This is a genomic window from Corynebacterium minutissimum (assembly GCF_000805675.1).
GTDB classification, from domain to species: Bacteria; Actinomycetota; Actinomycetes; order Mycobacteriales; family Mycobacteriaceae; genus Corynebacterium; species Corynebacterium minutissimum.
On sequence record NZ_JSEF01000016.1, the window covers coordinates 37,572 to 62,539 of the forward strand.

19 protein-coding genes and 8 pseudogenes are annotated in these 24,968 nt (G+C 59.1%); 20 read left to right on the forward strand and 7 right to left on the reverse strand.

Annotation, left to right across the window (positions count from 1 at the left end; genetic code table 11):
- The first annotated feature begins 23 nt into the window (after window positions 1-23).
- Together NX84_RS09935 and NX84_RS09940 are read left to right on the forward strand one after the other, a co-directional pair.
- A complete protein-coding gene (locus NX84_RS09935) occupies window positions 24-326 on the forward strand; it encodes a hypothetical protein (protein ID WP_197712571.1) in 303 nt (100 codons plus the stop codon).
- A complete protein-coding gene (locus NX84_RS09940) occupies window positions 323-1,687 on the forward strand; it encodes an MFS transporter (protein WP_039676317.1) in 1,365 nt (454 codons plus the stop codon). Before NX84_RS09935 ends, NX84_RS09940 begins: the two co-directional genes overlap by 4 nt.
- Window positions 1,688-1,805: 118 nt before the next feature.
- On the opposite strand, the pseudogene NX84_RS09945 reads toward NX84_RS09940, so the two are convergent.
- Window positions 1,806-2,516 (reverse strand): annotated as a pseudogene (locus NX84_RS09945) (IS6 family transposase).
- Window positions 2,517-2,571: 55 nt separating this feature from the next.
- On the opposite strand from NX84_RS09945, the pseudogene NX84_RS09950 reads away from it, so the two are divergent.
- The 7 genes and pseudogenes from NX84_RS09950 to cydC all read left to right on the forward strand — a co-directional run.
- Window positions 2,572-2,823 (forward strand): annotated as a pseudogene (locus tag NX84_RS09950) (AIR synthase-related protein); the annotation flags it as partial.
- 427 nt (window positions 2,824-3,250) lie between these two features.
- Entirely contained in the window at window positions 3,251-4,867 is a 1,617-nt protein-coding gene (locus NX84_RS09955; RefSeq protein ID WP_039676320.1) for an FAD-dependent oxidoreductase, read from the forward strand.
- Window positions 4,867-5,127, forward strand: coding sequence for a metal-sensitive transcriptional regulator (locus NX84_RS09960; protein ID WP_005330019.1), 261 nt, complete (start codon window positions 4,867-4,869; stop codon window positions 5,125-5,127). The genes NX84_RS09955 and NX84_RS09960 overlap by 1 nt, the downstream gene beginning before the upstream one ends.
- A gap of 308 nt (window positions 5,128-5,435) precedes the next feature.
- On the forward strand, window positions 5,436-7,025 hold the full coding sequence (locus NX84_RS09965) for a cytochrome ubiquinol oxidase subunit I (protein WP_082013956.1): 1,590 nt from the start codon (window positions 5,436-5,438) through the stop codon (window positions 7,023-7,025).
- Entirely contained in the window at window positions 7,025-8,035 is a 1,011-nt protein-coding gene (gene cydB / locus NX84_RS09970; RefSeq protein ID WP_039676321.1) for a cytochrome d ubiquinol oxidase subunit II, read from the forward strand. The genes NX84_RS09965 and cydB overlap by 1 nt, the downstream gene beginning before the upstream one ends.
- 17 nt (window positions 8,036-8,052) lie before the next feature.
- The gene (locus NX84_RS09975) at window positions 8,053-9,678 is read left to right on the forward strand and encodes an ABC transporter ATP-binding protein/permease (protein ID WP_039676322.1); all 1,626 of its coding nucleotides are present in this window, start codon (window positions 8,053-8,055) and stop codon (window positions 9,676-9,678) included.
- Window positions 9,665-11,296 carry a thiol reductant ABC exporter subunit CydC gene (gene cydC / locus NX84_RS09980; protein ID WP_082013957.1) on the forward strand — a complete coding sequence of 544 codons (1,632 nt, stop codon included), beginning with the start codon at window positions 9,665-9,667 and terminating at the stop codon, window positions 11,294-11,296. Before NX84_RS09975 ends, cydC begins: the two co-directional genes overlap by 14 nt.
- A 4-nt stretch (window positions 11,297-11,300) precedes the next feature.
- On the opposite strand, the pseudogene NX84_RS09985 reads toward cydC, so the two are convergent.
- From NX84_RS09985 to NX84_RS09995, 3 genes and pseudogenes are all read right to left on the reverse strand, one after another.
- A pseudogene (locus NX84_RS09985) lies at window positions 11,301-11,990 on the reverse strand (acetyl-CoA hydrolase/transferase C-terminal domain-containing protein); the annotation flags it as partial.
- A gap of 77 nt (window positions 11,991-12,067) precedes the next feature.
- Window positions 12,068-12,778: pseudogene (locus NX84_RS09990) on the reverse strand (IS6 family transposase).
- 289 nt (window positions 12,779-13,067) lie between these two features.
- On the reverse strand, window positions 13,068-13,457 hold the full coding sequence (locus NX84_RS09995) for a heavy metal-responsive transcriptional regulator (RefSeq protein WP_004601215.1): 390 nt from the start codon (window positions 13,455-13,457) through the stop codon (window positions 13,068-13,070).
- Between the two features lie 108 nt (window positions 13,458-13,565).
- Here NX84_RS09995 and merA point away from each other — a divergent pair, with 108 nt between their 5' ends.
- The 6 genes and pseudogenes from merA to NX84_RS13010 form a co-directional block, all read left to right on the forward strand.
- Window positions 13,566-14,990, forward strand: coding sequence for a mercury(II) reductase (gene merA / locus NX84_RS10000; RefSeq protein ID WP_039676324.1), 1,425 nt, complete (start codon window positions 13,566-13,568; stop codon window positions 14,988-14,990).
- Window positions 14,991-15,136: 146 nt separating this feature from the next.
- Entirely contained in the window at window positions 15,137-15,700 is a 564-nt protein-coding gene (locus tag NX84_RS10005) for a TlpA family protein disulfide reductase (protein WP_039676325.1), read from the forward strand.
- The gene (locus NX84_RS10010; RefSeq protein ID WP_039676326.1) at window positions 15,697-16,653 is read left to right on the forward strand and encodes a cytochrome c biogenesis CcdA family protein; all 957 of its coding nucleotides are present in this window, start codon (window positions 15,697-15,699) and stop codon (window positions 16,651-16,653) included. The genes NX84_RS10005 and NX84_RS10010 overlap by 4 nt, the downstream gene beginning before the upstream one ends.
- 375 nt (window positions 16,654-17,028) lie before the next feature.
- Window positions 17,029-17,179: pseudogene (locus NX84_RS12820) on the forward strand (IS481 family transposase); the annotation flags it as partial.
- A gap of 222 nt (window positions 17,180-17,401) precedes the next feature.
- The gene (locus NX84_RS10015; protein WP_005531125.1) at window positions 17,402-17,698 is read left to right on the forward strand and encodes a hypothetical protein; all 297 of its coding nucleotides are present in this window, start codon (window positions 17,402-17,404) and stop codon (window positions 17,696-17,698) included.
- Window positions 17,699-18,230: 532 nt separating this feature from the next.
- Window positions 18,231-18,308 (forward strand): annotated as a pseudogene (locus NX84_RS13010) (IS6 family transposase); the annotation flags it as partial.
- Window positions 18,309-18,601: 293 nt separating this feature from the next.
- Here the strand turns inward: NX84_RS13010 and NX84_RS10020 are convergent.
- Window positions 18,602-19,006 (reverse strand): MerR family transcriptional regulator, encoded by a 405-nt coding sequence (locus NX84_RS10020; protein ID WP_005531126.1) that lies wholly within the window; start codon window positions 19,004-19,006, stop codon window positions 18,602-18,604.
- Between the two features lie 169 nt (window positions 19,007-19,175).
- On the opposite strand from NX84_RS10020, the gene NX84_RS10025 reads away from it, so the two are divergent.
- The 4 genes and pseudogenes from NX84_RS10025 to NX84_RS13335 all read left to right on the forward strand — a co-directional run bounded on the left by NX84_RS10025 (window position 19,176) and on the right by NX84_RS13335 (window position 22,088).
- On the forward strand, window positions 19,176-20,735 hold the full coding sequence (locus NX84_RS10025) for a SulP family inorganic anion transporter (protein ID WP_039676327.1): 1,560 nt from the start codon (window positions 19,176-19,178) through the stop codon (window positions 20,733-20,735).
- Between the two features lie 116 nt (window positions 20,736-20,851).
- Window positions 20,852-21,157 (forward strand): annotated as a pseudogene (locus NX84_RS12825) (IS6 family transposase); the annotation flags it as partial.
- Between the two features lie 52 nt (window positions 21,158-21,209).
- A complete protein-coding gene (locus tag NX84_RS10035; RefSeq protein ID WP_082013960.1) occupies window positions 21,210-21,809 on the forward strand; it encodes an IS3 family transposase in 600 nt (199 codons plus the stop codon).
- Window positions 21,810-21,854: 45 nt separating this feature from the next.
- Window positions 21,855-22,088, forward strand: coding sequence for an integrase core domain-containing protein (locus tag NX84_RS13335; protein ID WP_082013961.1), 234 nt, complete (start codon window positions 21,855-21,857; stop codon window positions 22,086-22,088).
- 324 nt (window positions 22,089-22,412) lie between these two features.
- Here the strand turns inward: NX84_RS13335 and NX84_RS13015 are convergent, their stop codons facing one another.
- Window positions 22,413-22,982, reverse strand: a complete 570-nt coding sequence (locus tag NX84_RS13015; RefSeq protein ID WP_158093101.1) for a tyrosine-type recombinase/integrase — start codon at window positions 22,980-22,982, stop codon at window positions 22,413-22,415.
- Window positions 22,983-23,393: 411 nt separating this feature from the next.
- Window positions 23,394-23,594, reverse strand: a pseudogene (locus NX84_RS13340) (hypothetical protein); the annotation flags it as partial.
- A gap of 934 nt (window positions 23,595-24,528) precedes the next feature.
- On the opposite strand from NX84_RS13340, the gene NX84_RS10045 reads away from it, so the two are divergent.
- Window positions 24,529-24,966, forward strand: a complete 438-nt coding sequence (locus tag NX84_RS10045) for a hypothetical protein (RefSeq protein ID WP_039676329.1) — start codon at window positions 24,529-24,531, stop codon at window positions 24,964-24,966.
- Window positions 24,967-24,968 lie beyond the last annotated feature (2 nt).

Genomic DNA, 24,968 nt, shown 5'->3' on the forward strand with positions numbered 1-24,968 from the left:
AGGAGACGAAGGGAGCGATCGCGATGAACGGGGACCGCCAACGGCTACGCGGGCACTACGATGAGGACTTCTACTGGGAACGCGTTGACCGCAACCTGGGTTGGCTCGACGAGGGCCCCCTCGTCGCCCAGCAACTCCTCGCGCTCACCGGGGGAGAGACGGCCAGGGAGATCCGGGACATGCACTTCGCCGCGTCCTGGCGCCTGTTCGATCTGGTGCTGCCGACACTGCTGGACCGGTCCTACCGGACCTGGGATCAAGACCTGAGCAAGCGCACCTACTTCGGCCACCCGCCCGCCGAGGCTTCGCTGGAGTCTCGCGTATGACCGCGCATCGGCGCACGGCGCTGGTCGCGACCCTCCTCGGTTTCTTCATCGTCATGCTCGATACGACCATCGTCAATGTCGCCCTCGCCGAGATCGGCACTGACCTCGACACGACCGTGGGCTCACTGCAGTGGGTCGTCGACGCTTACACCCTCGTGTTCGCCGCGTTCCTTCTCACAGCTGGGGCCGCATGCGACCGTCTCGGGGCCCGCAGGGTCTACCTCGCTGGCCTGGTGGTCTTTGCTGTGCTCTCGGCCGTGTGCGCCCTCGCTCCCACAGGCGGGTTCCTCGTCGCTGGTCGCGCCGTCCAGGGCGTGGGCGCGGCAGCGATCGTGCCAGGCTCTCTGGCATTGCTGTCGGCTGTGTACGACGATCCGAAGGAACGAGCACGCGCCATCGGGCTGTGGGGCGGCGCAGGAGGTGTTGCCGCCGCGATCGGACCGGTCCTGGGCGGAGCGCTGGTGTCGACGATCGGGTGGCGGGCGGTGTTCTGGGTCAACCTCCCCATCGTCGCTATCGGCTGTCTGCTCACCTTGTGGGCAATTCCCGCGCTCACGAGCAGTCGCGCGAGACGGGTGGACCTACCCGGACAGGTGCTCTCCATGCTCACGTTGGTGGCAGTAACCTATGCAGTCATCACCGCAGGCGAACACGGATGGTCACCCTGGCAGGTAGCCGTGCTGATCGCCGGGGGCGTCTTCCTCGCCCTGTTCATCATCGCAGAGCGACGACACCCGGACCCAATGCTGCCGATGGCCTTGTTCACTCGTGCCCGGTTCTCCGTGGCCGCAATGGTAGGGCTCGCGCTCAACATCAGCTTCTTCGGACAACTCTTCGTGCTCTCCCTCTTCTTCCAGCAGTACCTGGGATACGAGCCGTGGCTGGCAGGCCTCGCGCTGGCACCACAGGCGTGCAGCGCCGTGGTCGCGTCACCGCTGGGCGGCCGTGCCGTCGCCCGGTGGGGCGCGTTCCCCACCATGCTCACCGGCCTGGTAGTCGGCACGATCGGCTTCAGCAGCCTCGTGCTGCTCACCGCAGAAACCCCTTACGTGGTGGTCGCGGTGTTGACCTTCACGGCTGGATTCGGGATGGCCTTCGCGATGCCGGCCGCGACCTCGGCCGCAGTGGCCTCGGCCCCGCCGGAACATGTCGGCATCGCAGGAGGAGTCATCAATGCCGCCCGCCAGACCGGCAGCGTCGTCGGCGTCGCAGTCCTCGGCGAAATGGTCGCCAGTGGAGCGTTCCTCACAGGCTTCCACACAGCCGTCGCGGTCGCCGGTGGAGTCTTCGGTGCCGCAGCGCTCGTAGTTGCTGCCACCATCATCAGTCACCTACAGGAGCCAGTTACACCTGAAGTTTAGAATCATTGTGTGATGAAGCACCATCGGAGGAGGTCGAAGAGGTGCTGTTGCAAAGTTGGGTGGAGAACCGCGAACACTCCTTTCTTCGTCGCCTGGCCAGCATTATGGCCCAGCCTGCTTAGATCTTCTGGAAGACCCGGCTGACGATCACCGCATCCGGGTTCGGTTGCCCGTAGGCAAACATCGCGCCCTGGCCTTTCCGCAATGAGTGCATCGCCTCCATCCCTTTCAACGTCCGATATACAGATGTCCGGTTCTTAAACGCGCCTTTCGGCCCGAGGATCCGTTTCAGCCGCCCATGATCTCCTTCAATGACGTTATTGAGGTATTTCACCTGCCGGTGTTCCACGGTCTGCGGGCAGATTCCCTCTGACTTCAACTCGGCGATTGCCCTGGCCAGGGAGGGTGCTTTATCGGTGTTGATCACCCGCGGGAACCCGGTTATCGTGTTCGACCTCAGGGTCTTGGCCAGGAAACGCTTCGCTGCGGCCACGTTCCGCTTCGAAGAGAGGTAAAAGTCCAGGGTCTGACCACCGTCGGTGATCGCCCGATAGAGGTAGCACCACTTTCCCCGACCCGGATATAGGTCTCATCCACCCGCCAAGAACTAGCCTGCCAGTAAGGTACCTGCCGGTACCACCGTGTTTGCTTGTCCAGCTCAGGAGCATATTTCTGGACCCAGTGGTAGATGGTGCTGTGATCGACCGGTACGCCCCGCTGAAGTCATCATTTCTTCCAGATCGCGGTAGCTGAGCCCGTAGCGGCAGTACCACCGGACCGCCCACAGGATGATTTCACGGGGGAAATGACGACCGGAGAAGATGCCCATGGCTGTGATTATTTCACGCAGGTCTTCCTGTCGCCCGAACTTTGCAACAGCACCCGAGTTCGTCGCCGCCTTCTCCGAGTCCGCCTCCCGCGTGCTCGTGGCCACCACCGCTGACCGCGCCGATCAGGTCCTCGCCCGCGCCGGCGAGCTGGGCATCCCAGCCGCCATCGTTGGCGAGACCACCGAAACCGGCGCCCTCACCCTCGGCGGCGAGTCTGTCGCCATCTCCCAGCTGGTCGCCGCTTGGTCCGCCACCCTGCCGGACCTCTTCGACCATGCCGTGGGTGCTAACTCTGTAGTGGAGTAGGCCCTGCGGCATCGCTGAAAACTAATGGCGAAAGCACCGAATAAGCCCAGCTTCGGCTGGGGTTTTCGCATTTCTGTGATGTCGGTTTCCATTTGTTCTAACAGGGAACCCTTGACGCCATTATACCCCCAGGGGTATATTGGGGATGGTAAGCGTTATACCCCATGGGGTATATGAACGAAGGGAGAATTTCTATGTGTCGTCCTGTGAAATGTAAAAACTGTGGAAAGACCACCTGGGAGGGGTGTGGTAATCACATCGAGCAAGTAAAAGCGTCCGTTCCTGCCAACCAATGGTGCACCTGTCCACGCAGTAGTAACGCTGGAAGCAATGGCCCGGCGGGCCTGCTTGGCCGAATTTTTGGCTAGCGTTACGGATTTTTCGGAAGAGTGTCCTTCTTGTCTCAATCCTCTTGAAAGGTTCAGATATGTCGAATAATCCCACTACAGTTATTATCGGTGGCGTAGCTGGCGGTATGTCCACCGCTACGCGCCTGCGTCGTAACGATGAAAATCGCACCATTATCGTTCTGGAGGCCTCCGGGCACGTATCTTTTGCCAATTGTGGTCTGCCGTATCATGTCGGCGGAGTAATCCCAGATCGTTCTTCACTGTTGCTCCAGACGCCAGAAGCGCTTAAAGAAAGGTTCAATCTAGATGTCCGCGTTAATACTCGCGCGTCAAGCATTGACCCAGATGAGCAGACGGTAACCACGGAGTCTGGTGAGGTCATTAGGTATGACGATCTCGTGCTCTCACCAGGGGCAACGCCGTTCTTACCGCCCATTGCAGGAATCGAGACTGCGTATACTCTACGGACGGTAGAGGACGTAGACCGTATTGCCACTGCGGTACCGGGCAAGGAAAAAGCCGTCATCATCGGTGGAGGATTCATCGGCCTTGAAATGGCGGAAAACCTACGTCACCAAGGCTTGGCCGTCACGCTCGTAGAGGCTGGCTCACAGATTATGGGGCCACTGGACGTAGAAATGGCAGCGATCGTTGCTAAGCATATGCGAGACAATGGCGTGGATATCCGGACTAACGCCCAGGCTACGGAAATTTCTGAGACCGGTGTGACCCTGCAGAATGGGCAGACCCTTGAGGCAGATTTAGTCATTGCAGCAATTGGTGTGCGCCCAGCCAGTGAACTCGCTCAAGCAGCGGGGTTGGAAGTCTCTGACCGTGGCGGGATCATCGTCGATGCACAACAGCGCACAAGTGACCCGCACATATTTGCTTTAGGAGATGCTGCAACTAAGAAAGATATTCATTCCGGCGACAACACTTTGGTGCCCTTAGCGCAGACTGCTAATCGCCATGGACGCCTAGTGGCAGATATTATTACCGGCCGCACCACTAGTTCCCTGCCGGTACTTGGAACTGCAATCGTGGGACTATTTGGCCTAGCTGCAGCATCAACGGGGTGGAACGAGCGCCGTGTCCGAGCCGAAGGGAAGGACGTGCGCGTTATTCACCTCCACCCATCGAGCCATGCCGGGTATTATCCGGGTGCAGCCCAACTACATATGAAAATGATTGTGGATGCTGAGAGTGATGCCATTTTGGGCGCACAGATTGTAGGTGAAGAGGGAGTGGATAAGCGTATCGACGTTATCGCCACTGCCATGCGAGCTGGCTTGAGCGCGACCGATTTGGCAGATTTGGAATTGGCCTACGCACCACAGTTCGGCTCGGCTAAGGATCCAATCAATTTTGCTGGATTTATTAATGACAATATTGCCCGTGGGGAGAAAACCGTTCAGTGGCACGAGCTCGATGAGCGCCTAGCGTCTGGCGCATTGCTTGTTGATGTTCGCAGTCCAGAAGAGTTTGCTTCCGGCGCGATTCCAGGGGCGGTAAATATTCCTTTGGATGAGTTGCGTGTTCGGCACGAGGAGATTGCTGATCATGACGACGTTATTGTGCATTGCCAGGTGGGACTCCGCGGGCATAATGCGGCACGGTTGCTCACAAACCTAGGCTACGACGTTGCTAATCTAGACGGTGGTTACCTTACGTGGACTAATGGACAGGAGGATTAATGAACCTCGATCCGCAAGAGGTGAAGCCGTCGATTACCAGATTGAAACGAGCACGCGGGCAAATTGACGCGGTTATCCGCATGCTCGAATCTGGGGAGGAATGCGAGGCAGCAATCACCCAGCTCGCCGCTGCTGCCAAAGCAATCGACCGTGCAGGGTATTCCGTTATCGCGGCGGGGCTTAAACGGTGCTATAGCGAGGAAGGCCCGGACGGAATCGATGCTGAAAAGATGGAGAAGCTTTTTCTCTCTTTGTCTTAGGCACTTTAAATCTGGTTTGGGTGATAGGTCGATTGTTCCTGTTGGAGTGGTCCTACGTTTTAACTTTTCTGGTGCTGTTGCAACAGCACCTATCGAGCTAAGTGCATAAAGCTCTACAGTGAGCGAGGTTCGTGTTTTTGTTCATAGTACGGAACCCTCGCGGTCTCCTCGTCGACTACTTCAATAAGTGACCGCGCACAGGGAAGGCCACAGGTTTTCCTTCCCCAGCCGTGGACGGCGGTCGCCGCCGCAGTCGACATCGATAAGCATGGCGTCCACGCCGAATAGGACTCGAAGGAAGTGTCCATATGGAATTAGATCTTGTTGATATTTCTCGATGGCAGTTCGGCATCACCACCGTTTATCACTATATTTTTGTGCCGCTGACCATGGGGCTAGCACCGATGGTCGCCATCATGCAGACCATCTGGCACCGCACTGGCAACCCGGAATGGTTCCGAGCCACGAAGTTTTTTGGAAATCTATTCTTGGTCAATTTTGCCATGGGTGTGGTTACCGGCATCGTACAGGAGTTCCAGTTCGGTATGAACTGGTCGGAGTACTCGCGCTTCGTCGGAGACGTCTTCGGTGCTCCCCTGGCTTTCGAGGGCTTGGCGGCCTTCTTCTTTGAGTCCATCTTCTTAGGAGTGTGGATCTTCGGCTGGGATCGCGTTCCTGCCTGGGCACATCTGGCCTCCATTTGGACTGTCGCGGTGGCGGTGAATGTTTCTGCTTACTTCATTATCGTGGCTAACTCCTTCATGCAGCACCCCGTGGGCGCGGAGTTCGACGCTGAGCGCGGGCGCGCCACGCTGGTTGATCTGTGGGCGCTGCTGAGCAATCCCACCGCACTGCAGGCCTTCCCGCACGCAATGGCTGGCGGCTGGATCCTCGCCGGCACGCTCGTGGCCGGTGTCTCCGGATGGTGGATGATTCGCACCGCGCGCGCTGGAGACGAACATGGTCACGCGGCCGGCATCTGGCGCAGCCTTACCCGCTTCGGTTCCTGGATCATTTTATTGGGCACAGCAGCTGTGGCCATCACCGGCGACGCGCTAGGCAAGCTGATGTTTATCCAGCAGCCTATGAAGATGGCCTCGGCGGAGGCTTTATGTCACACCGAAACCGATCCTAACTTTTCAATCCTGGCTTTCTCACGCCTGAACAATTGCGAGACTGCTCAACACCTCATCGACGTACCCTACGTGCTCTCCTTCTTGGCCGAGGGAAAATTCAGTGGCGTCGAGCTGCGCGGGGTTACTGAGCTGCAGCAATACTATGAAGTACTCTATGGCCCCGGCAATTACATGCCCAACCTCTTTGTCACATACTGGTCCTTCCGTTTGATGATCGGCTTCCTCGCCGTGCCTTGCATTCTGGCGATAGTCGCCCTGTGGACCACCCGCAAAGAACGCGTCCCCACTGCCCGGTGGATGGGGATCGGCGCACTGCTCGCACTGCCCGCGCCCTGGCTATCGAACTTTGCCGGTTGGATCTTTACCGAAATGGGCCGCCAACCGTGGATCGTCGCCCCCAACCCGGCATTCCAGGAGGGCGAGTTCCCCGGAGGCGAGGAACAGATTCATCTCATCGTGGACTTCGGTGTCTCCGATCACGCGGAATGGGTGGTCTGGACGAGCCTATTGGCATTTACCGCCCTATATGGGGCCCTGGCCGTGGTGTGGTTCTGGCTGATGCAAAAGTATGCCCGGATGGGGTTGAATCAGCCGGGCCTGCGCGAAGGTGAGGAGAAAGATATCGCCGCGGCGCTCTACGGTCCGGGCGAAGACACTGAGCTGGCTCCGCTGAGTTTCTCACCGCCTCAGGAGGGCGGGCCTGGAACCGAAACTGACACTGGAACCGATTCCCATAACAAGCAGAACCCGGAGGAGAAGTAATGGATCTCGTTACCATTTGGTTTCTAGCCATCGCCGCCTTCTTCACCATTTACTTCGTCCTAGAGGGCTTCGACTTCGGCGTGGGCATGTCCTTGCCATTGCTGGGAGGCAAAAGCGCCAAGGAGGCCGATGCCCGCCGTTCCGCGGCCGTCGAATCAATAGGTCCCCTCTGGGATGGAAACGAGGTGTGGCTGATCGTGGCCGGCGGCAGCATCTTCGCTGCCTTCCCCGATTGGTATGCCACTCTCTTTTCTGGGTTCTATCTTCCCCTCCTGCTCATTCTGCTCGCCCTCATTGTGCGCGGAGTCTCCATCGAGTGGCGGCATAAGGTAGACAGCCTAAGCTGGCGGCGTCGCTGTGACGCTGGGATCGTCCTTGGCTCCATCGTTCCGGCCTTCCTGTGGGGTGTGGCGATGACAAATATGGTCATCGGGGTCAACTTCACCTCCTTCGGTCATGTTTCAGCCGCCACCGAGGGCTTTATCGGTCTGCTCAATCCCCGCGGCCTGCTCGGTGGCCTAGCCTTCGTACTCTTATTCTTCGCGCACGGTCTGTTTTTCCTCGGTCTCAAGTGCGCTGACCCGCTGCGCCGGCGCGTGCATCAACTCGCCCATGGCGGCATTGCTCCCCTCGCTGCTGCAGTGGGCGCAGCCTACCTACTGTGGATGCAACTAGCCACGGGCAAAGGCTGGACCTGGTTGGCACTTGTTGGCGTGCTCGCGGCTTTGGTCGTGGCCCTGGTCGCTGTGTGGAATAACCGCGATGCCCTAGCCTTCTACGGAACTGCAGCCGCGGTGGTAGGCGTCGGAGTCTTCCTATTTGGTTCCCTATTTCCCTACCTGCTTCCAGCCAGCAATGACATCGCGAGTCTAGATATCTACAACGCATCCGCGAACCCCTATACCCTGAAAATCATGAGCTGGGCATCGCTGTTGCTGGCACCGTGTGTCATCATCGGCCAAGGTTGGTCCTACTGGCAATTCCGCAAGCGCGTCACCGTCGAACACTAAGCGAGGCAGGAGGTACTATGGCCGCTCCCGTTGATCCTGCGCTCCTACGCCTTGTTCCGCCCGTGCGAAGCCTCATCGTGCGTACCGGCATCTTTCAGGCGTTATCAACCGTGCTAGTGCTAGCGCGCGGAATACTCATCGGCTCCGTCGCGGCCACCGTCATCACTCGAACGGCACTTGAACCGGGGGCTTGGCCCGCCGGCACGTGGCTCAAGGAGCCATCGATCTGGTGGATGCTCATAGCGTTATTCGCCGTGGTGGTCGTCCATGCGGCGGTAGCCGGACTGGCCCAGCGCGAACAATCACGTGCGGTAGGCGCGAGCGTCGACAAGCTGCGCGAGGCTACCGTGACTGCGTTATCCCACCGCGATCCCCGTGTGGTGGAAGAAGAATCAGGCCGTTGGCGCCACATCCTTGGCCGCGGTATGGAGGACTTTCGGCCCTATCTTTCCCAATTCCTTCCGGCGCTCATTGCCGCATGCATCTCCACCCCGGCTGCGCTGGCTACGGTGGCCTACTTCGACTGGGTTTCCGGTATTTTTGCGCTGGTCACCTTGCCACTCATCCCTGCGTTTATGATTCTCATCGGAACCCTCACCGCCCAGCACACTCGTCGTCGCCTGGAGGTAACCGCGGGCCTAGGCCAGCAGCTTGCAGATCTCGTGGGTGGTGCGCCGACATTGAGGGCGCTTCGCGCTGCGGAAACTCCGAAGCAGTATGTGTCCCTATTAGGCAAACGGCACACAGCGGCGACCCTTGGAGTGCTGCGGCTGGCTTTCTTATCTTCTTTCGCACTGGAGTTTATCGCCACGCTATCTGTGGCACTAGTGGCAGTAAGCATCGGGCTGCGCCTAGTGGCTGGCGATATCGAGCTGCTTCCTGCGCTGGTGGTGCTCATCATCGTGCCCGAGGTCTTTAACCCAGTGCGCACCATCGGCACTAGCTTCCACGCTGCCGCGGATGGCATGGAATCTGCCAAGGCGGCTCTGGACCTAATAGCGCAACCGGTGCAGGTTGCCGGCAGCTACCGCCACCTGTCTAAATCCGGCAAGGTAAGCGTACACAACCTCAGCATCGACGGGCGCGAGGGAACGCGGCCCAAGGACTTAAGTCTGCAAGCCGAGCCAGGCCAGGTGGTGGTGCTGGCGGGGCCAAACGGTAGTGGCAAATCCAGTGTGCTGCTCGCCTTGCTTGGGCAACTGCCTGATTCCGCGGTTGGTGGGTACGTCGAGATACCCGACCAGGTCTCTTACTTGCCCGCCACCCCAGCCCTAATTACTGGCACCGTGGAGAACAATCTCGAGCTCTGGGCGGCGCCGGCACCCCAGCTGGCCCACGCGAGCGCAGAGATCCCGGTGGGGGTGCCGGCAAGCCGCCAAATTTCATCGTCCGGCAGCGGGCTATCAGCTGGCCAGCGCGAGCGGCTCGGCATCGTTCGCGCCCTAGCCTGCCCTGCCCGCTGTTATCTCCTCGATGAGCCCACCGCACACCTTTCGCCCGCGCTTGTCGACGGCGTCCTTGCCGCCCTGCGCTCCCGAGCCGATGCCGGTGCCACCGTCGTCCTCGCCAGCCACGATCCTCGTGTACTCGAGGTTGCGGACCGCGTCTACCGCTTGGAAGGAGCCGAAAATGAGCCGAAATAGTCACGCCTCTAAGGCTGAATCCACAGGCTTTTCTTCCTCCAACGAGGCCTCAACCCCGCTCGTAGCTGAGCGGGAGGCGACCTTAACTCAATTGCGGTTTATCTTCTCCACCTGCGGGTTTAGTCCCGCGTCTTTGGCAGTGGCCATTGGCGTTAGTTCCTTGGCCCTGCTGGCGGCCCTGGCTCTGGCAATGACTTCGGGTTGGCTGATTACTCGAGCCTGGCAGGCTCCTCCGGTACTGGAGCTTTCCGTCGCCGTGACCAGCGTGCGTGCGTTGGGAATCTCACGCGCAGTCTTTCGTTACGCAGACCGGCTTTATGCGCACCGTTTGGCGCTGCGCACGACCACACGATTGCGCAGTGCCATCTTTAATGGGCTCATCGATTCCCAGGTGGATCTCGGTCCCCGCGGGCGGGCCCACGTACGCCTAGTCGACGATGCGGACAAGATCACCGATCTCATCGTGCGCACGCTGGTGCCCTGCGGGGTAGCTGCGGTCTTGAGCGTCGTGTCCTTAATCTGTGCCTTCTTAATGTCGGTCCCGGCCGCGCTGGTTATGGCTGGAGCCTTCGCCCTAACCGGCATCGCCGTCCCAGCATTAGTGGCACAAGCTAGTAGAAAGTCCCAAGCCACATCTACCCGAAATGCCTTCACGGAGAATCTAGATAACACCCTGCACAACCGGGTGGAGTTCGCCGCCGCGGGGCGCGGAGAACTGCTCAGGAATCTCGCCGCACGAGCCTCGCGGCGCGAGACCTCGGCCCGGGTAGCCGCGGATCGGCCCCTCGCCGTAGCAGATGCACTAAGTTCCGGCGCCATCGGCTGTGCAGCAGTAGGCGTATTGATCTGTGCCCTTGCCTTCTACACCGGAAACCCGATGTGGATGGGCACGCTCGTGTTGTTGGCACTGTCCTCTTTCGAGGCACATGCGGCGCTACCGCAGGCGGCACAGTCCTGGCAGGAGGCCTCGGGGTCTATTCACTCGCTTTCGGCCGTTCTCAAGGCGCCGCCGAGGCCGCAGCCTCGATTCACGGACACGCGCTTCGTGCGCGCCCGCAACCTGCGGACCGAATTCGGGGATACAGTATGGAATTTCGAAGCCTTACCTGGCCAACGCGTGGTAGTGCGCGGAAAGTCCGGGTCCGGAAAGACTATGCTGCTCGAGACTATCGCCGGTGTGCGCGAAGCCATCTCCGGCGAGGTAACGCGGCCTGCCTCTTGCATACTATCGGCGGAGGATGCCTGGATATTTGCCACCAGCGTGCGCGAAAACATTCGCGTGGCTGCGCCTGAGGCCTCCGAGACTTTAATGAGCACTACCCTTGCCGCCGTGGGATTTGAGCTCGACCTCGACACGCAGCTTTCCGACGGCGCCGATTCACTTTCCAGCGGACAACGCCGCCGACTGTTGCTGGCCCGCGCGCTGTGCACGAAGGCCGATGTGTTGCTGCTCGACGAGCCCACCGAGCACATAGCTGCGAGTGATTCCGCCCGCCTACTTAATGTGCTGTGCACCCAACCTTTGCCGGGTGCGCTGCCCGAGCGCACCGTCATCATAGTCACGCATGCCCCCGGGCCGGTGGGGATCGAAGTACTCTCCCCTGCCCACCTAGCTTAGAAAACTAGGCGCGCATATCGCCCTTTTCTGCGAAGTTAATCTGGAAATCAAAAGCGGTCTTCAGATCGTGCGGGGTGTGGATGAACTTATTCTTCTTCGCCCGCTCGTAGTACTGCTCCAGCAATGGACGGTACTCGGGATGCGCCACCGCGATGACCTTCTCCACACGTTCACGCGGGGCTAGCCCACGCAGGTCAGCCACGCCGTACTCCGTGATAATCACCATGGCATCGTGCTCGGTGTGGTCGGTGTGGGAGACAAAGGGAACAATGGCAGAAATCTTGCCGTCTTTCGCCACGGAAGGCGAGACGAACGTGGTGATATAACCGTTGCGTGTGAAGTCTCCCGAGCCGCCCGTTCCGTTCATAATACGAGAGCCACCCATGTTGGTGGAGTTAATATTGCCGTAGATATCGGCCTCGATCATGCCGTTGGAGGCAATAAAGCCGAGGCGGCGGATAACCTCCGGGTGGTTGGAGACTTGCTGCGGCCGCAAGATGATGTGCTTGCGGTAGCGCTCCGCCTCGGCGTTCATCTTTTCTGCGTACTCGGGCGACAGGGCGAAGGAGGTGGCCGAGGCAACGGTCATCTTGCCCGCGTCAATCAGGTCGAGCATGCCGTCCTGGAAAACTTCCGTATAGGCCTGGATATTCTCAAACTTTGACTCTAAGAGTCCCGCCATCACAGCATTGGGTGCTGTTGCAAACTTCAGGCGGAGAGCCGTGACGACCCAGTTTCTCATTTCCTGATGGCCGCTGCGTGCCGGCGTTCTCAGGCAGCCTCGAACACCCGGCTGACGATCACCGCATCCGGATTGGGGTGCCCATAAGCAAACATCGTGCCCTGGCCTTTCCGTAATGAATGCATCGCTTCCATCCCTTTCAACGTCCGGTACGCCGAGGTCCGGTTTTTGAACGCCCCCTTCGGTCCGAGGATCCGTTTCAGCCGCCCATGATCTCCTTCAATGACGTTATTGAGGTATTTCACCTGCCGGTGTTCCACGGTCTGCGGGCAGATTCCCTCTGACTTCAACTCGGCGATTGCCCTGGCCAGGGAGGGTGCTTTATCGGTGTTGATCACCCGCGGGAACCCGGTTATCGTGTTCGACCTCAGGGTCTTGGCCAGGAAACGCTTCGCTGCGGCGACGTTACGCTTTGGGGACAGGTAAAAGTCCAGGGTCTGACCACCGTCGGTGATCGCCCGATAGAGGTAGCACCACTTTCCCCCGACCCGGATATAGGTCTCGTCCACCCGCCAGGACCGGGCCTGCCAATCCGGGACTTGTCGGTACCACCGGGTCTGCTTGTCCAGCTCAGGAGCATATTTCTGGACCCAGTGGTAGATGGTGCTGTGATCGACCGGTACGCCCCGCTGAAGTCATCATTTCTTCCAGATCGCGGTAGCTCACGCCGTAGCGGCAGTACCACCGCACCGCCCACAGGATGATGTCACGGGGAAATGACGACCGGAGAAGATGCCCATGGCTCTGATTATTTCACGCAGGTCTTCCTGTCGCCCGAACTTTGCAACAGCACCTTATAGGCTCAGTTTTGGTTGCGAGTGCTGTGGTGGCAACTGTCAGTCCAGAGGCCAAGAAGCTTTTGGCTCAAAATGCACCAAAGGTATTATCCTCAACCGCCAAAATGTTACTTCCAGGTAAGAAATAGTCCCTATTTATAGATAGCTCCTGGCGGTTAATCCTGTCATCCTGGCTCTCGTCGAGCTGCAACTCTCGCATAGCGTGGTTGCTAAGGAGGTGTGCCCAATTGGATTACAAGTACCTACACACTTGATCGGTGCTGCACGTTTCAGGGTCCGGGTGTGCGGCGTCCTGTCTGAGGTCCGCGATAGTGTCGCGCAGCACGGAGAGCTGCGCGATCTGCTGCTCGATCTCAGCGAGGCGCACGTCAAGCAGGTCGCGCACGTGCTCGCAGGGCGCCTGGCCGCCGTCGCGGATGTCGAGGATCTGGCGGATCTGGGCGAGGGTCAGCCCGGCGGCCTGGCCCCGGTGGATGAACCCGACCCGACCCACGGCATCCTCGGCGTAGTCCCGATAGCCGGAGGCCAATCGCTCGGCCGGAGGGAGCAGCCCCGACTCCTCGTAGAACCGCAGGGTCTTGGTCGTGGTTCCGGTTGCTTCCGCAAGCTGTCCGATCCTCATGTTCGCCGATTCCCCTTCCAATGGCCACCACACTTGACCTTCCATTGTACTGGAAGGTTCACAATGGTTCCATAGGAACTTTTGAACCACAGGGAAGAGACATCTGGAATGACAAACGAAAAGTTCGATCTGGCGATTATTGGTTCCGGCGGCGGAGCGTTTGCGGCCGCGATCCGGGCCACCGGACTGGGCAAGCGCGTCGTGATGGTGGAGCGCGGCACCGTGGGCGGGACATGCGTGAACACGGGCTGCGTCCCGTCGAAGGCGCTCCTAGCTGCCGCGGAGGCCCGCCACGTGGCGTTGGATTCGGCCCGCTTCCCTGGGGTGGCGGCCTCGGCGGGCCCGGTGGACATGCCGGCCCTGATTCAGGGCAAGGCCGCGCTGGTTGAAAGCATGCGCACGGAGAAGTACGTCGATCTGGCCGCGGACTACGGGTGGACGATGATCTCGGGGGACGCGTCGTTCACCGGAACCCAGGACGCACCGCTGCTCCGGGTGATCTCCCCGGATGGTGCAGTGAGAACGATCGAGGCCGGGCACTACCTCGTGGCCACTGGCTCCGCACCCTACGTGCCCCCCGTTCCCGGACTGGCCGAGGCCGGGTACCTGACCTCGACGACGGCGATGGAACTGGACGAGGTGCCCGAATCAATGCTGATCCTGGGCGGAGGCTATGTTGCCCTGGAGATGGCACAACTTTTCTCCCGGCTGGGCTCCCGGGTGACCATGCTGGTCCGTTCCCGGTTGGCCTCGCAGGAGGAACCGGAGGCATCCAAGGCGTTGGCGGGGGTGTTCGCCGACGAGGGGATCCGGGTGGTCCGGCGGGCCATGGCCGACTCCGTGGCCTCCGGCCCGGACGGGGTCTCGGTGACGGCAAACGTGGCCGGGGGCGAGGAGGTGTTCCGCGCTTCCCGCATCCTCGTGGCACTGGGCCGCCGCCCGGTGACCGAGGGACTGGACCTTGACGCCGTCGGGGTGAAGACCGGCGCATCCGGCGAGATCGTGGTCGATTCCCGCCTGGCCACGTCCAACCCGCGGGTTTGGGCCGCCGGGGACGCGACCGGCCATCGGGAGTTCGTTTACGTCGCAGCGGCCCACGGTGCCTTGGCCGTGGACAATGCGTTCACCGATGCCCTGGCCGAGGTCGACTACCGGCACCTGCCCCGGGTCACCTTCACCAGTCCCGCCATCGGGGCGGTCGGGATGACGGAAAAGGAAGCTGTCGCCGCCGGGATCAGCTGCGAGTGCCGGGTCCTCCCCCTGGAGTACGTGCCGCGAGCCGTGGTCAACCGCGACACCCGCGGCTTCATCAAGGTTGTCGCGGACCGCGACACCGGACGGATCCTGGGCCTCTCCGCGGTGGCCAAGGACGCCGGGGAAATCGCCGCCGCCGGCGTCTACATCCTCGAAGCGGGCATGACCACCGCGCAGGTCGCCGCCGCCTGGAGCCCCTACCTGACGATGGCCGAGGGCATCAGGATCGCCGTCAAGGCCTTCACCACCGACGTCTCCGAGCTCTCCTGCTGCGCCTGAGCTCCAGCCCCCACTACCGAAGCAAAGGAATGCCCTGACCGCCACCGACCAGGCCCTCACCTATCTGTTGTCCCCGAGCACCACCGCACCGACCACGGCACCGCCTGAGTCCCCATCCCCATTCCTGGAAGGAACCACCAGACACCATGACATACCCGAGATCCCGCCGTTCTCTGTCCGTTCCCCGGCCCAGGCACCTCGCCTGCGCCCTGTTTCTGGCAGCGGTCATGGCACTGACAACCGCCTGCGCCAGCTCACCGAGCGGCCCGTCGGCCGCGCCAGGCGGTTCGTCGCCCGACGCGGCCGGTGCCGTTGCCGTTACGGTCTCCGACATTGACGGCACTACCCGGACCATCCCGGACGGTAAGCCCGCAGCACTGTTCTTCTTCTCTGCCGGATGCGGTGAGTGTGCAGAAGGGGCCGATTCCCTGAACAAGGCCTCCACGGCCCTGGGAAGCTCGGCCGACTACCTCCTGGTGGACGTGGACCCCCGAGAACCGAAGGAGACCATCAACGGATTCCGCGATTACATCAAGGCCCTTGAGCTCCCTGCCGTCATCGACACCGAGGCCACACTGACCACCCGGTACAAGGTCACCTCCATAAGCACCCTGGTGGTGGTCGACGCGAAGGGCGACGTTACCTTCCGGGCCACCGACCCGTCTGCGGAAAAGATCCAAGAAGAACTCACCAAGGCCGGTGCCCAATGACAGCCCTGCTTGCCCTGGCCTTCGCCGCTGGAATGATTGCCCCGGTCAATCCCTGCGGTTTCGCCCTCCTGCCCGCCTGGATAGCCCAGACCATCGGGGACGCCCGGACGCGCCCGCTCGCGCTGCGTCTGGCCCACGGGCTCCGGGCCGGGCTCGCGCTCAGCCTCGGCTTCGCCGGGACCCTGGCAGCCTTCGGGCTGATCGTCAGCGCGGGCGCCAGGACCCTGATCAGCGCAGCGCCCTGGCTGGGAATGGCCACCGGGGTGATCCTTCTCCTGCTGGGCCTGGCCATGCTCACCGGACTCACACCACGGCTCCGTCTGCCGGCCTGGGCCACGAAACCCCGCACACAAGAAGCCGCAGGGGCAGGTCACAAAACCGGGCGCATGGTGGCCTTCGGGATCGGATACGCCGCAGCATCCCTCGGCTGCACCCTCGGGGTGCTCCTGGCCGTGATCGCCCAAGCCCAGGCCGTCGCCAGCTACGCCGGGCTGCTCGCGGTCTTCGCCGCCTACGCCGCAGGCTCGGCCACTGTCCTGATACTCGTTTCGGCAGGCACGGCCATCGCCGGGGCCGCCCTCGGGCGAAGAATCACCGGCCTGGCCAAGCACAGCAACCGCATCGCCGCCTTCATCCTCACCATAACCGGCGCCTACCTCAGCTGGTATTGGTATCCCGCCGCCACCGGCGGAACCGCACAGGCCAACAGCCTCGCCGTATGGTCGGCCGCCGCCAGCGCCTGGATCAGCGACAACAGCACCCTGATCGCAGCCCTCGCCGCAGCCGTGGTGCTCGCATCGGCATTGGCCGCCCTCAACCGGCGCAGGAGACTGCGCATCAGACAGGGAACGCCGCCCACAGGCGAGGGTCCCGGGCAAAGCGGGGAACCCGACTGCTGCACACCAACTCCGGACAACAACTCGACCGAGGACCGGCCAGGCACGATCCCGTAGCTGGCCGAGGACTCCCAAAAAGCAATGGGGAGAGGGAACCTTGCCCATCTTCTGGCAAACGAGGCGCGCGCCTATCAGGACAGGTTGGTACAGCGGCATCAGGCCGGAAGTCAATTCGTGCAGAGGACTTCGGGCAATCCGTCAGGAGCCCTCTGTACCGCCCCCGCAATGACGGGAACGTCAGTGTGGTGGACTTCGGAAAGCCACAGTGACACCCACTAGTTGTACTCGACCGTGACGTTGGTGGCACTTTCGGTCTTGTGAAATAGCTAGGCCTCCTGGCTTAGTGGAGCTGTCTAGTTCTTCACTGCCAGGAGGCCTCTATGCCCAACGGTAACGCCCGCTTGACCACGCATGCGAGAGCGTTGCTGGTGGCCAGGCAAGCTCATCCATATCGATGTGAAGAAACTCAGCCGCACCCCCGACAGCGGCGGTTGGCGAGTCCACGACCGATCCGCGACCGGAAGACCCGATCGGGTTCGACCACGTCCATGCCGCTGTCGATGACCACACCCGACTCGCTTATATGGCCCACTAGCGGTCGCGGAGCGTCCTGAAAACCTAAAGTTTTATGAGACACCCGGCAGGAACTGGAATGTGAGACCGTTTCATGGGGCAATTGGCCTCCTCCCCGTCTCACTAAAGCGTCTCGCCCTAAGTTGTCGCAGGGTGGTGCTCGGTAGGGGTTTGTGAGGCATAATCGAGACATGAGGCTTTTGGGGTACACCCCACTTTTACAATAAGGTACATGTTTGAATTTCGCGTATATTCGCCGACTTTAAAGACAACGTTCTTCTACGGTAGGGAGCCAAGCTTTGAGCAGGCCTGGGACAAGGCCGTGGTCTACATTTTGAATGATGCCCGTTGGAAAGACCAAAGCAATATCATTGATGCCATAGCTGCAACGGAGACAAAGTCAGAACATGCCACAAATGGGTGGATAGACGTCAGCCTTGGCCGGAATATGCAAAATGTTTACGAGCAACACGAAGTTGCGGTCATGATTGATAAAACTGCACGTGTCATGAACAATTTAGGACACTGAGTTAAGTCGGTTAGGGTACACCACGTTACGAGATAATCTTCCAACTCTTGCTCAAGCAGTCAGTCCGGTAGAAGTGATAACTCACGTCCCCTCTACCAACCGCAGTCCCGGACGCGACCGTGGGGCACTTGCTAGTGCCCTCAATTCTGCTCTCGGTCATATATCCGAAATCGTCTCACACCAGCGGCTTTAGAATCTTCAGGTGATAACACCGGCGCGTCCCACACAATAAGCCCAGATCGTTTTTCAGTGATAGATCCTGCTGCAGTCGCCGGTCGGCACGTGCTGCTAGTGGAGGACACTTGGGTCAGCGGAGCCAGTGCGCAATCAGAAGCGGTATCTCTGCACCGAGCAGGCGATCACCATGTCACTGTCATGTGTATCGCCAGGATGCTGAAAGCCAAGTGGGAAGACGGGACTTACTTGGCATCTCAATACGCCACCTTGCTGCCTCCACAGCAAGACACTACAGTTTTCAATCCTTAAACAAGGAGATCTGAACATACTTTTAGACGGCGCTGTTGCAAAGTTGGGCCAGGGCACGATGTTTACCTACGGGCACCCGAACCCAGACGCGGTGATCGTCAGCCGGATATTCGAGACAGCTTAAGCACCCCGGAGCAAGGACAACTAATGTCTTGAGGGTAGGCTTTTCGACCCTGGCCCAACTTTGCAACAGCACCGCGTAGGTAAAATAACGGGTTAAGTGACAATTTTCGATTATGTGACCTTGGATGACTGTGTCGTTTTGAGGAGTCGTCTGCACGGATTTCAGAAGTCCTCTGCACTATCGCCATCCACTCCGGAGAGGCCGCGGGCGTTCGTCCACTTCATCTGGAACGCGACTCGACAGAGCGCATTCAATCGGATGGTCTCTTTCTCCCTGCGAAGGATGGGGGCACTTTAGGGTGCCAGGGTGTTGACCAGATCGAGGAATTCCTCAGCGTAGGCAATTTGCTTGCGTAGCTTTTCGTAGCGGGTGCGCGTCTCCTCACGAATGTCGGCAAGGGTGGCCTTGGCATTACTCCGTGCCTGCTGTGCGGGATCACTGTCCTGCCCGCCATCTGAACTATGAAGAATCTCCGCAGCTTCCAGGAATTCTCGCATCTGATCCAGAGTAAACCCCAGCGGTTTCATCCGTCGCACCAGCAAAACACGACGTACATCAGCCTCACTATAAAGCCTGAACCCACCAGGGCTACGCCCCGATGGGGTAATCAGGCCGACGTTGTCATAATAACGCAAGGTGGGAATCGACAACCCAGTCTGGTCAACGACCTCGCCGATCTTGAAATTACTGTTTTGCATTGCCTGTTCTCCTTCACGGTGATGTTGCCCACGGGTTCCTGTACCTGGGTTGGCGGTTGAGTAAAACTCCCGCTACCATGACCACCATCACCAAACCTAAAGTTACTAGAGGGTTGGATTCCTTTCGGGCGTTCGCCCAGTTACCTATCCCCTCAAAGATTGGACATCTATGACTGAAACTAGCACGGCGGCCCCCCGCCCCCTCCTGAGTCCAGACGGCGCTGATGCCCCTACCGGGATCATCGCATCCTTCCGTTACGCATTTTCTTCCCCCGCCCGTATCCGTATAGAGATTCTGGCCGGACTGGCGGTATCCCTGGCGCTGATCCCTGAGGCCATTGCCTTTTCCATCCTTGCCGGTGTTGACCCAGCCATGGGTCTGTTTTCCTCGGTAGTCATGGCCATTGCGATCGCCTTTACCGGTGGCCGCCCGGCAATGATAACCGGCGCCACCGGGGCTATTGCCCTAGTCATTGCTCCTGTGGCGCGTGGTTACGGGATAGATTATTTCATCGCCACCGTCTTGTTGGGCGGTGTCCTACAAATCGTGCTCGGAGCCCTCGGTGTGGCGAAACTTCAGCGTTTTATCCCCCGATCGGTGATGCTGGGTTTCGTCAATGCACTGGGCATTATGATTTTCACCGCCCAACTCGAACACCTCATTGATGTGCCTTGGATGGTCTACCCACTCGTCGGCTTGGGTGTGGTGATCATGATTTTCTTCCCCAAGCTCACCAGTGTGATCCCCGCCCCGCTGGTCACGATTATCGTGCTCACCGGTTTGGTCATTGCCGCCGGTTTGACTGTCCCGACGGTCTCGGACATGGGCAAGATGCCGGAGACCTTACCGTCCCTGTTTATTCCGAACGTGCCGTGGACGTTGGAGACCCTGCAGATCATCGCGCCTTATGCCCTGGCCATGGCCGTGGTCGGTCTCATGGAATCGTTGATGACCGCCAAGCTCGTCGATGACATCACCGACACTCATTCCGATAAAACTCGCGAATCCTGGGGACAGGGGGTGGCTAATATTGCCTCCGGTTTCTTCGGCGGCATGGGCGGCTGCGCGATGATCGGTCAAACCATGATCAACGTCCGCGAATCCGGGGCACGTACCCGCCTATCCACCCTGTTAGCCGGTGTGTTCCTGCTGGTCCTGGTCCTGGCACTGGGCGACATCGTTGGCATGATCCCGATGGCTGCGCTGGTGGCAATCATGATCATGGTCTCGGTCGGCACCATCGACTGGCACTCGGTGCATCCACGCACCCTTAAACTCATGCCGGTCTCTGAGACCATTGTTATGGCCGTGACGATTATTGCGACCCTAGCCACCAGCAACCTGGCCATTGGTGTGGTGCTGGGTGTGGTCACCGCGATGATCATGTTCGCCCGTCGGGTGGCACATATCGTTTCCATTGAAAAGGTCTCCGATATCGACGGCGACGGCGATGGCGAGATTGATACTCGTACCTACCGGGTGCATGGCCAGTTGTTTTGGGCATCAAGCAATGACCTGGTTTATCGCTTTGATTACACCGATTCTGCCCGTCATATCACTATTGATCTCACTGAGGCGGAGATCTGGGATGCCTCCACGGTCGCGACCTTTGACGCGATTACGCAGAAGTTCCAGGACAGAGGCAAAACCGTGTCCATTATCGGGCTCGACGGCCCCAGTCAGGACCGGCTGAACCGACTGTCTGGCCGGCTTGACACCGGCCACTAACATCCCCCGACTCGAGCACATCGACTTGGCGCCCCAACTTATAACCGGGGCGCCAGTTTATTGGTGCTGTTGCACAGTTGGGGCAGTAGGAAGAGTGACGTGAAATAATCACAGCCATGGGTATCTTCTCCGGTCGTCATTTCCCCCGTGACATCATTCTGTGGGCAGTAGGTGGTACTGCCGCTACGGGGTGAGCTACCGCGATCTGGAGGAAATGATGACTTCAGCGGGGCGTGCCGGTCGATCACACCACGATCTACCGCTGGGTCCAGAAATACGCCCCTGAGCTGGACAAGCAAACACGGTGGTACCGGCAGGTACCTGACTGCCAGGCCAGTTCCTGGCGGGTCGATGAGACCTATATCCGGGTCGGCGGCAGGTGGTGCTACCTCTATCGGGCGATCACCGCCGGTGGCCAGACCGGTATAGGATAGTCGCTTTATAGGTCACTGGTGATCCGCTTCCAGTTTGTCTATGCCCACCAAACCGAATACTCGGCTCACACGGATGTGCCACGTTTTAAAGCTCAATCGCTCCTCGTTTTATAAATGGGTCCAAACCCGTGAAAAGCTCAGGTTAAAGATGTGTTCCGATGCCCTTATTGGTGCGAGAATTACAACCATCTTCGATGATGAGCACGGGCTTTATGGTGCTAAACGCATCGCTGCAAGCCTCAACAGTGATACGAATTTCGGCCCGATAAATCACAAGAAAGTCGCACGCATCATGAAATCCATGGGACTTAAAGGCTTTACCAAGCGCCGCCGATGTGCCACTACCAGGCGCAAGCCTGGCCACCGTGTCATGCCGGACTTAGTAGGCCGTAAATTCACAGCCACCGAGCCGAACCGCATTTATGTTGGCGACATTACCTACCTGCCCTGTAAGGGTGGCAAGAACATGTATTTGGCCACAGTCATTGACACGTATTCACGGAAACTTGCAGGTTATTCGCTCGCAGACTGTCAGATGCGAGTGTCACTGGTCGTCGATGCAATAGCCCGCGCGCACGGTGTGCGTGGCAGTCTTGACGGGGCTGTATTCCATTCCGATCACGGCAGTGTGTACAGCTGACAAGCCTTTAGGAGCTATTGCTCGTCGTTGGGTGTGCGCCAATCCATGGGCGCGGTAGGAACGAGTGCGGATAATGCCCTAGCAGAGTCGTTTAACGCTACTTTAAAGCGGGAAGTCTTACGTGATAGGAAAGTCTTTGACAATCCCATTATCTGCCGGCAGGAAGTCTTCCGGTGGTGCATGCGCTACAACACGCGCCGGCGACACTCGTGGTGCAACCTTCTAGCTCCCGATGCCTTCGAAGCACTCACATCAGCTACACTGACCAAAGCAGCATAGCTAACCCCCGACGTGTCCACTGTCCGGGGGTCAGGTACCCAGCAGTGCGTTGCGCTGACCGGTCAGTTCTTGCCGCTGTTCGGTAAGGGTGTCGTCCTCTGGGGCGAGCGCGCGCCGCGGCGTGTCCAGGCCGACATCGACAGCACGGTGGTCTACCGTGCTGCGAAATTGATCAGAGACGACGACTAGCTGTAGCCCTGCTACACGCCCTGTACGGTCTTCTGAGGTCTGTTAGGGTTCGTCGGCAGTAGTGCCTCAATTCGGTCTCTGGCGGTAAGAAACCCGTCTCAGCATTCGTTCTGAGGCGGGTTTGTGTTCGTCTCGTTAGTTCCTTGCGGCGCGTCGTGCGAGTTCGTTCATGCGTTCTTCTGCGGCTTCTTGGTAGTGCATCGCGCTGGCGACGTCTGAGTGTCCTAGCCATGCCATGATCTCTGCGAGTGTAGCCCCTGCCTGTGCAAACCGTGTGCCTGAGTAGTGCCGCAATGCGTGGAAGTGTAGGTCTGGGCGTCCTGCTTGTGTTCGCGCCTTTCGCCAGTGGTACTGGAAACCTGAATAGGTAACGTTGAGCAGTTGGTCTCCGTGCGTGTTTACGTGGTCTGCGATTGATCGTGCGTCGTTGCCGAAGACAGTTACGCTGCGCACTCCGGCTCGTGACTTGGGCCGTTTGACTTCGCGGGTGCCGCCTGCGAGTCGTACCTCTGCCTTGTCCACGTTGATGTGCACGGCGTCGATCTCGCCGCGTTCGTCCCGTGTGACCGTGAAGTCATCACGTGTCAGTGCTTGTATCTCTCCCCAGCGCAAACCCGCCGCTGCTGCAGTAATGACTGGGTAGCGAAGGTGTTCAGGCATCGCCTCAATAATGATGTCTAGCTCTGAGTCGGTTGGTGCCGTCACGGTGAGTTCTGTGGATGTCTTCGACCCGCCGCGTACCCTGCACGGGTTTTTTGCTATGAGTCCGTCTTCCTCGGCGGTCTTCAACACGCTCTTCATCAGGTCGTATTGGCGTCCTACAGACGTCTTCTTGCCGGATTTGAGTTGTTCTGCGTGCCACGTTCGTACTTGGTCGGGCGTGATCGCGTTGATCGGCATGTCGGCCCATACGCTGAGCCTGTCGGTGAGATAGCGCCTGTACTCCTCGCGTGTTCTGCTGGCGAGCCTATCTCCCTGTGAGTTCGTGCGGGTGTCAACCCATTGTGTTGCGTATTGCTTGAACGTGACTGCACCTCGCTGTCGTTCTGCCGCCTCGCGTGCTTGGGTCTCTTCTCGTTCGCGTGGGTGTGTCCATGCGTGCTGGGCTATGAGGGCGTGTTCGCTGGCGAGCCACACTTCTGCGTCTGCACGCCTGTCATATGTGGTTGGTCCTGTGATGCGTTTGCGGGTGCCTTCTGCTGACGGGTCCGGGTAAGACGCTTGCCAGCGTCCGGAGGGCAATTTCTTGATTGACCCCCACCGTGCGCGGCGTCCTCGTGATTGTGGCATGCGCTCCTCCTTGCGTGCTACATACATGCTACATCTATTGGCACTGATTGACGTTCAATGGCGTTCAATGTCGTCAATAAACGTTTATATGCAGGTATTTTATATTTCTACCTTAATTACTCTACCTGGTTCGAGCCCAGTTGGAGGAGCAAATGAGCCGCCTGGAAACAGGCGGCTTTTGGGTTAAGGGTCAAAATGTGTGTCTGGCTCTGGGGCTTGGCGGGTCTGGCTCCAGGTGGGTAAGCCAAAAATGTGCCTAGGTTCGTTGTTCCCCGGCCTCACTGCCGTTTGGGCTCTTTTCTGTTTGATGACCTTCCTTTCTATCCCTGTGAAATGTAGGCATTGGCCTGCCCTCCCCCGAGAATAGATACGTCGAAGATCAGGCCTGTCAAGGCTATCTGCCTGGAATAGCGCTATCACAAAAGACCAGACTGCATGTTTCTTGGGCGACACGGTCCTAGCCTCATTGTAAAAAATTCGGCTTTGGCTAGTTACTCCTACCCGAAACATGCCGATCGGCGATCTGCAGCGAGACACTAGGGGTAACTCTGTGCGCACACAACTACTCCGGCATTTTGCTAGAACTTTCTCCGCATGGCGTCGGGGAGCGCCTCCGATGCGATTGACATCAGAGTTGATCCCGATTTCAACCGGTCGGCTGTTGATGCCCAGCGCTCCGAGCCTAAAGCGGTTTAGGATTGATACTATTCTTCCCTGCAAAGAGAGCATGCAGCCTACGGGCTTTGCACACCCATTTTGAAGTCAGAGCCCGGCTGCTCTTCTATATGTGAAGTGATAACATACGGCATGACATTATTACGCGTTTTTCGCTGGGAACTCGACTGCTTTCGAAGTTAATCAGCTCTGCGCCTTTGCCGAAGGAAAGCTGATATTTGACAACAGTATCGCGGATTAGTTGATCCCTGTTTCCATTGAATCCGGTTAGGAAAGCTGAGACATTATGCAATCAAACGGCAAGCTGACATATCTCACGGCTCTTATAGCGCACTTCATCTGTGCACTCGTGGGAGCCATCCTCGCTTTTGCTCAGCATTTGGAAACTGGTATTGGCTTCATCGCTATCGCCCTGGCTGTAGTGCCCGCCATCGGACATCTGCGTATGCGCCGCCAGCTTGCAGCCACGCGCACACTTATTTCCCATGAGCCTCCAGTTAGCGCCACTACCCAGGCACAGTACTTGCAACAAATTGAAGGTGCGCTGGTATCAACTCAATCGTTAATCAACAGTCTCGAATCTGCGCAAACGCGACAAGACCAAGTCACAAACGAAACGAAGGCTGAGCTTCAGGAGCTCGCCCAACACGCAATGGCAGTCCACCGTGAAGCACGCCTTGCCCGCCTTCTGAATGAAACAACCCGTAAAGAGCTCTCTCACTAAAG

Coding starts and splice junctions, on each gene's coding strand:
- NX84_RS09935 (WP_197712571.1), top strand. CDS start 24: ATGAACGGGGACCGCCAACGGCTACGCGGGCACTACGATGAGGACTTC.
- NX84_RS09940 (WP_039676317.1), top strand. CDS start 323: ATGACCGCGCATCGGCGCACGGCGCTGGTCGCGACCCTCCTCGGTTTC.
- NX84_RS09955 (WP_039676320.1), top strand. CDS start 3,251: ATGTCGAATAATCCCACTACAGTTATTATCGGTGGCGTAGCTGGCGGT.
- NX84_RS09960 (WP_005330019.1), top strand. CDS start 4,867: ATGAACCTCGATCCGCAAGAGGTGAAGCCGTCGATTACCAGATTGAAA.
- NX84_RS09965 (WP_082013956.1), top strand. CDS start 5,436: ATGGAATTAGATCTTGTTGATATTTCTCGATGGCAGTTCGGCATCACC.
- cydB (WP_039676321.1), top strand. CDS start 7,025: ATGGATCTCGTTACCATTTGGTTTCTAGCCATCGCCGCCTTCTTCACC.
- NX84_RS09975 (WP_039676322.1), top strand. CDS start 8,053: ATGGCCGCTCCCGTTGATCCTGCGCTCCTACGCCTTGTTCCGCCCGTG.
- cydC (WP_082013957.1), top strand. CDS start 9,665: ATGAGCCGAAATAGTCACGCCTCTAAGGCTGAATCCACAGGCTTTTCT.
- NX84_RS09995 (WP_004601215.1), bottom strand. CDS start 13,457: ATGAGGATCGGACAGCTTGCGGAAGCAACCGGAACCACGACCAAGACC.
- merA (WP_039676324.1), top strand. CDS start 13,566: ATGACAAACGAAAAGTTCGATCTGGCGATTATTGGTTCCGGCGGCGGA.
- NX84_RS10005 (WP_039676325.1), top strand. CDS start 15,137: ATGACATACCCGAGATCCCGCCGTTCTCTGTCCGTTCCCCGGCCCAGG.
- NX84_RS10010 (WP_039676326.1), top strand. CDS start 15,697: ATGACAGCCCTGCTTGCCCTGGCCTTCGCCGCTGGAATGATTGCCCCG.
- NX84_RS10015 (WP_005531125.1), top strand. CDS start 17,402: ATGTTTGAATTTCGCGTATATTCGCCGACTTTAAAGACAACGTTCTTC.
- NX84_RS10020 (WP_005531126.1), bottom strand. CDS start 19,006: ATGCAAAACAGTAATTTCAAGATCGGCGAGGTCGTTGACCAGACTGGG.
- NX84_RS10025 (WP_039676327.1), top strand. CDS start 19,176: ATGACTGAAACTAGCACGGCGGCCCCCCGCCCCCTCCTGAGTCCAGAC.
- NX84_RS10035 (WP_082013960.1), top strand. CDS start 21,210: ATGCCCACCAAACCGAATACTCGGCTCACACGGATGTGCCACGTTTTA.
- NX84_RS13335 (WP_082013961.1), top strand. CDS start 21,855: ATGGGCGCGGTAGGAACGAGTGCGGATAATGCCCTAGCAGAGTCGTTT.
- NX84_RS10045 (WP_039676329.1), top strand. CDS start 24,529: ATGCAATCAAACGGCAAGCTGACATATCTCACGGCTCTTATAGCGCAC.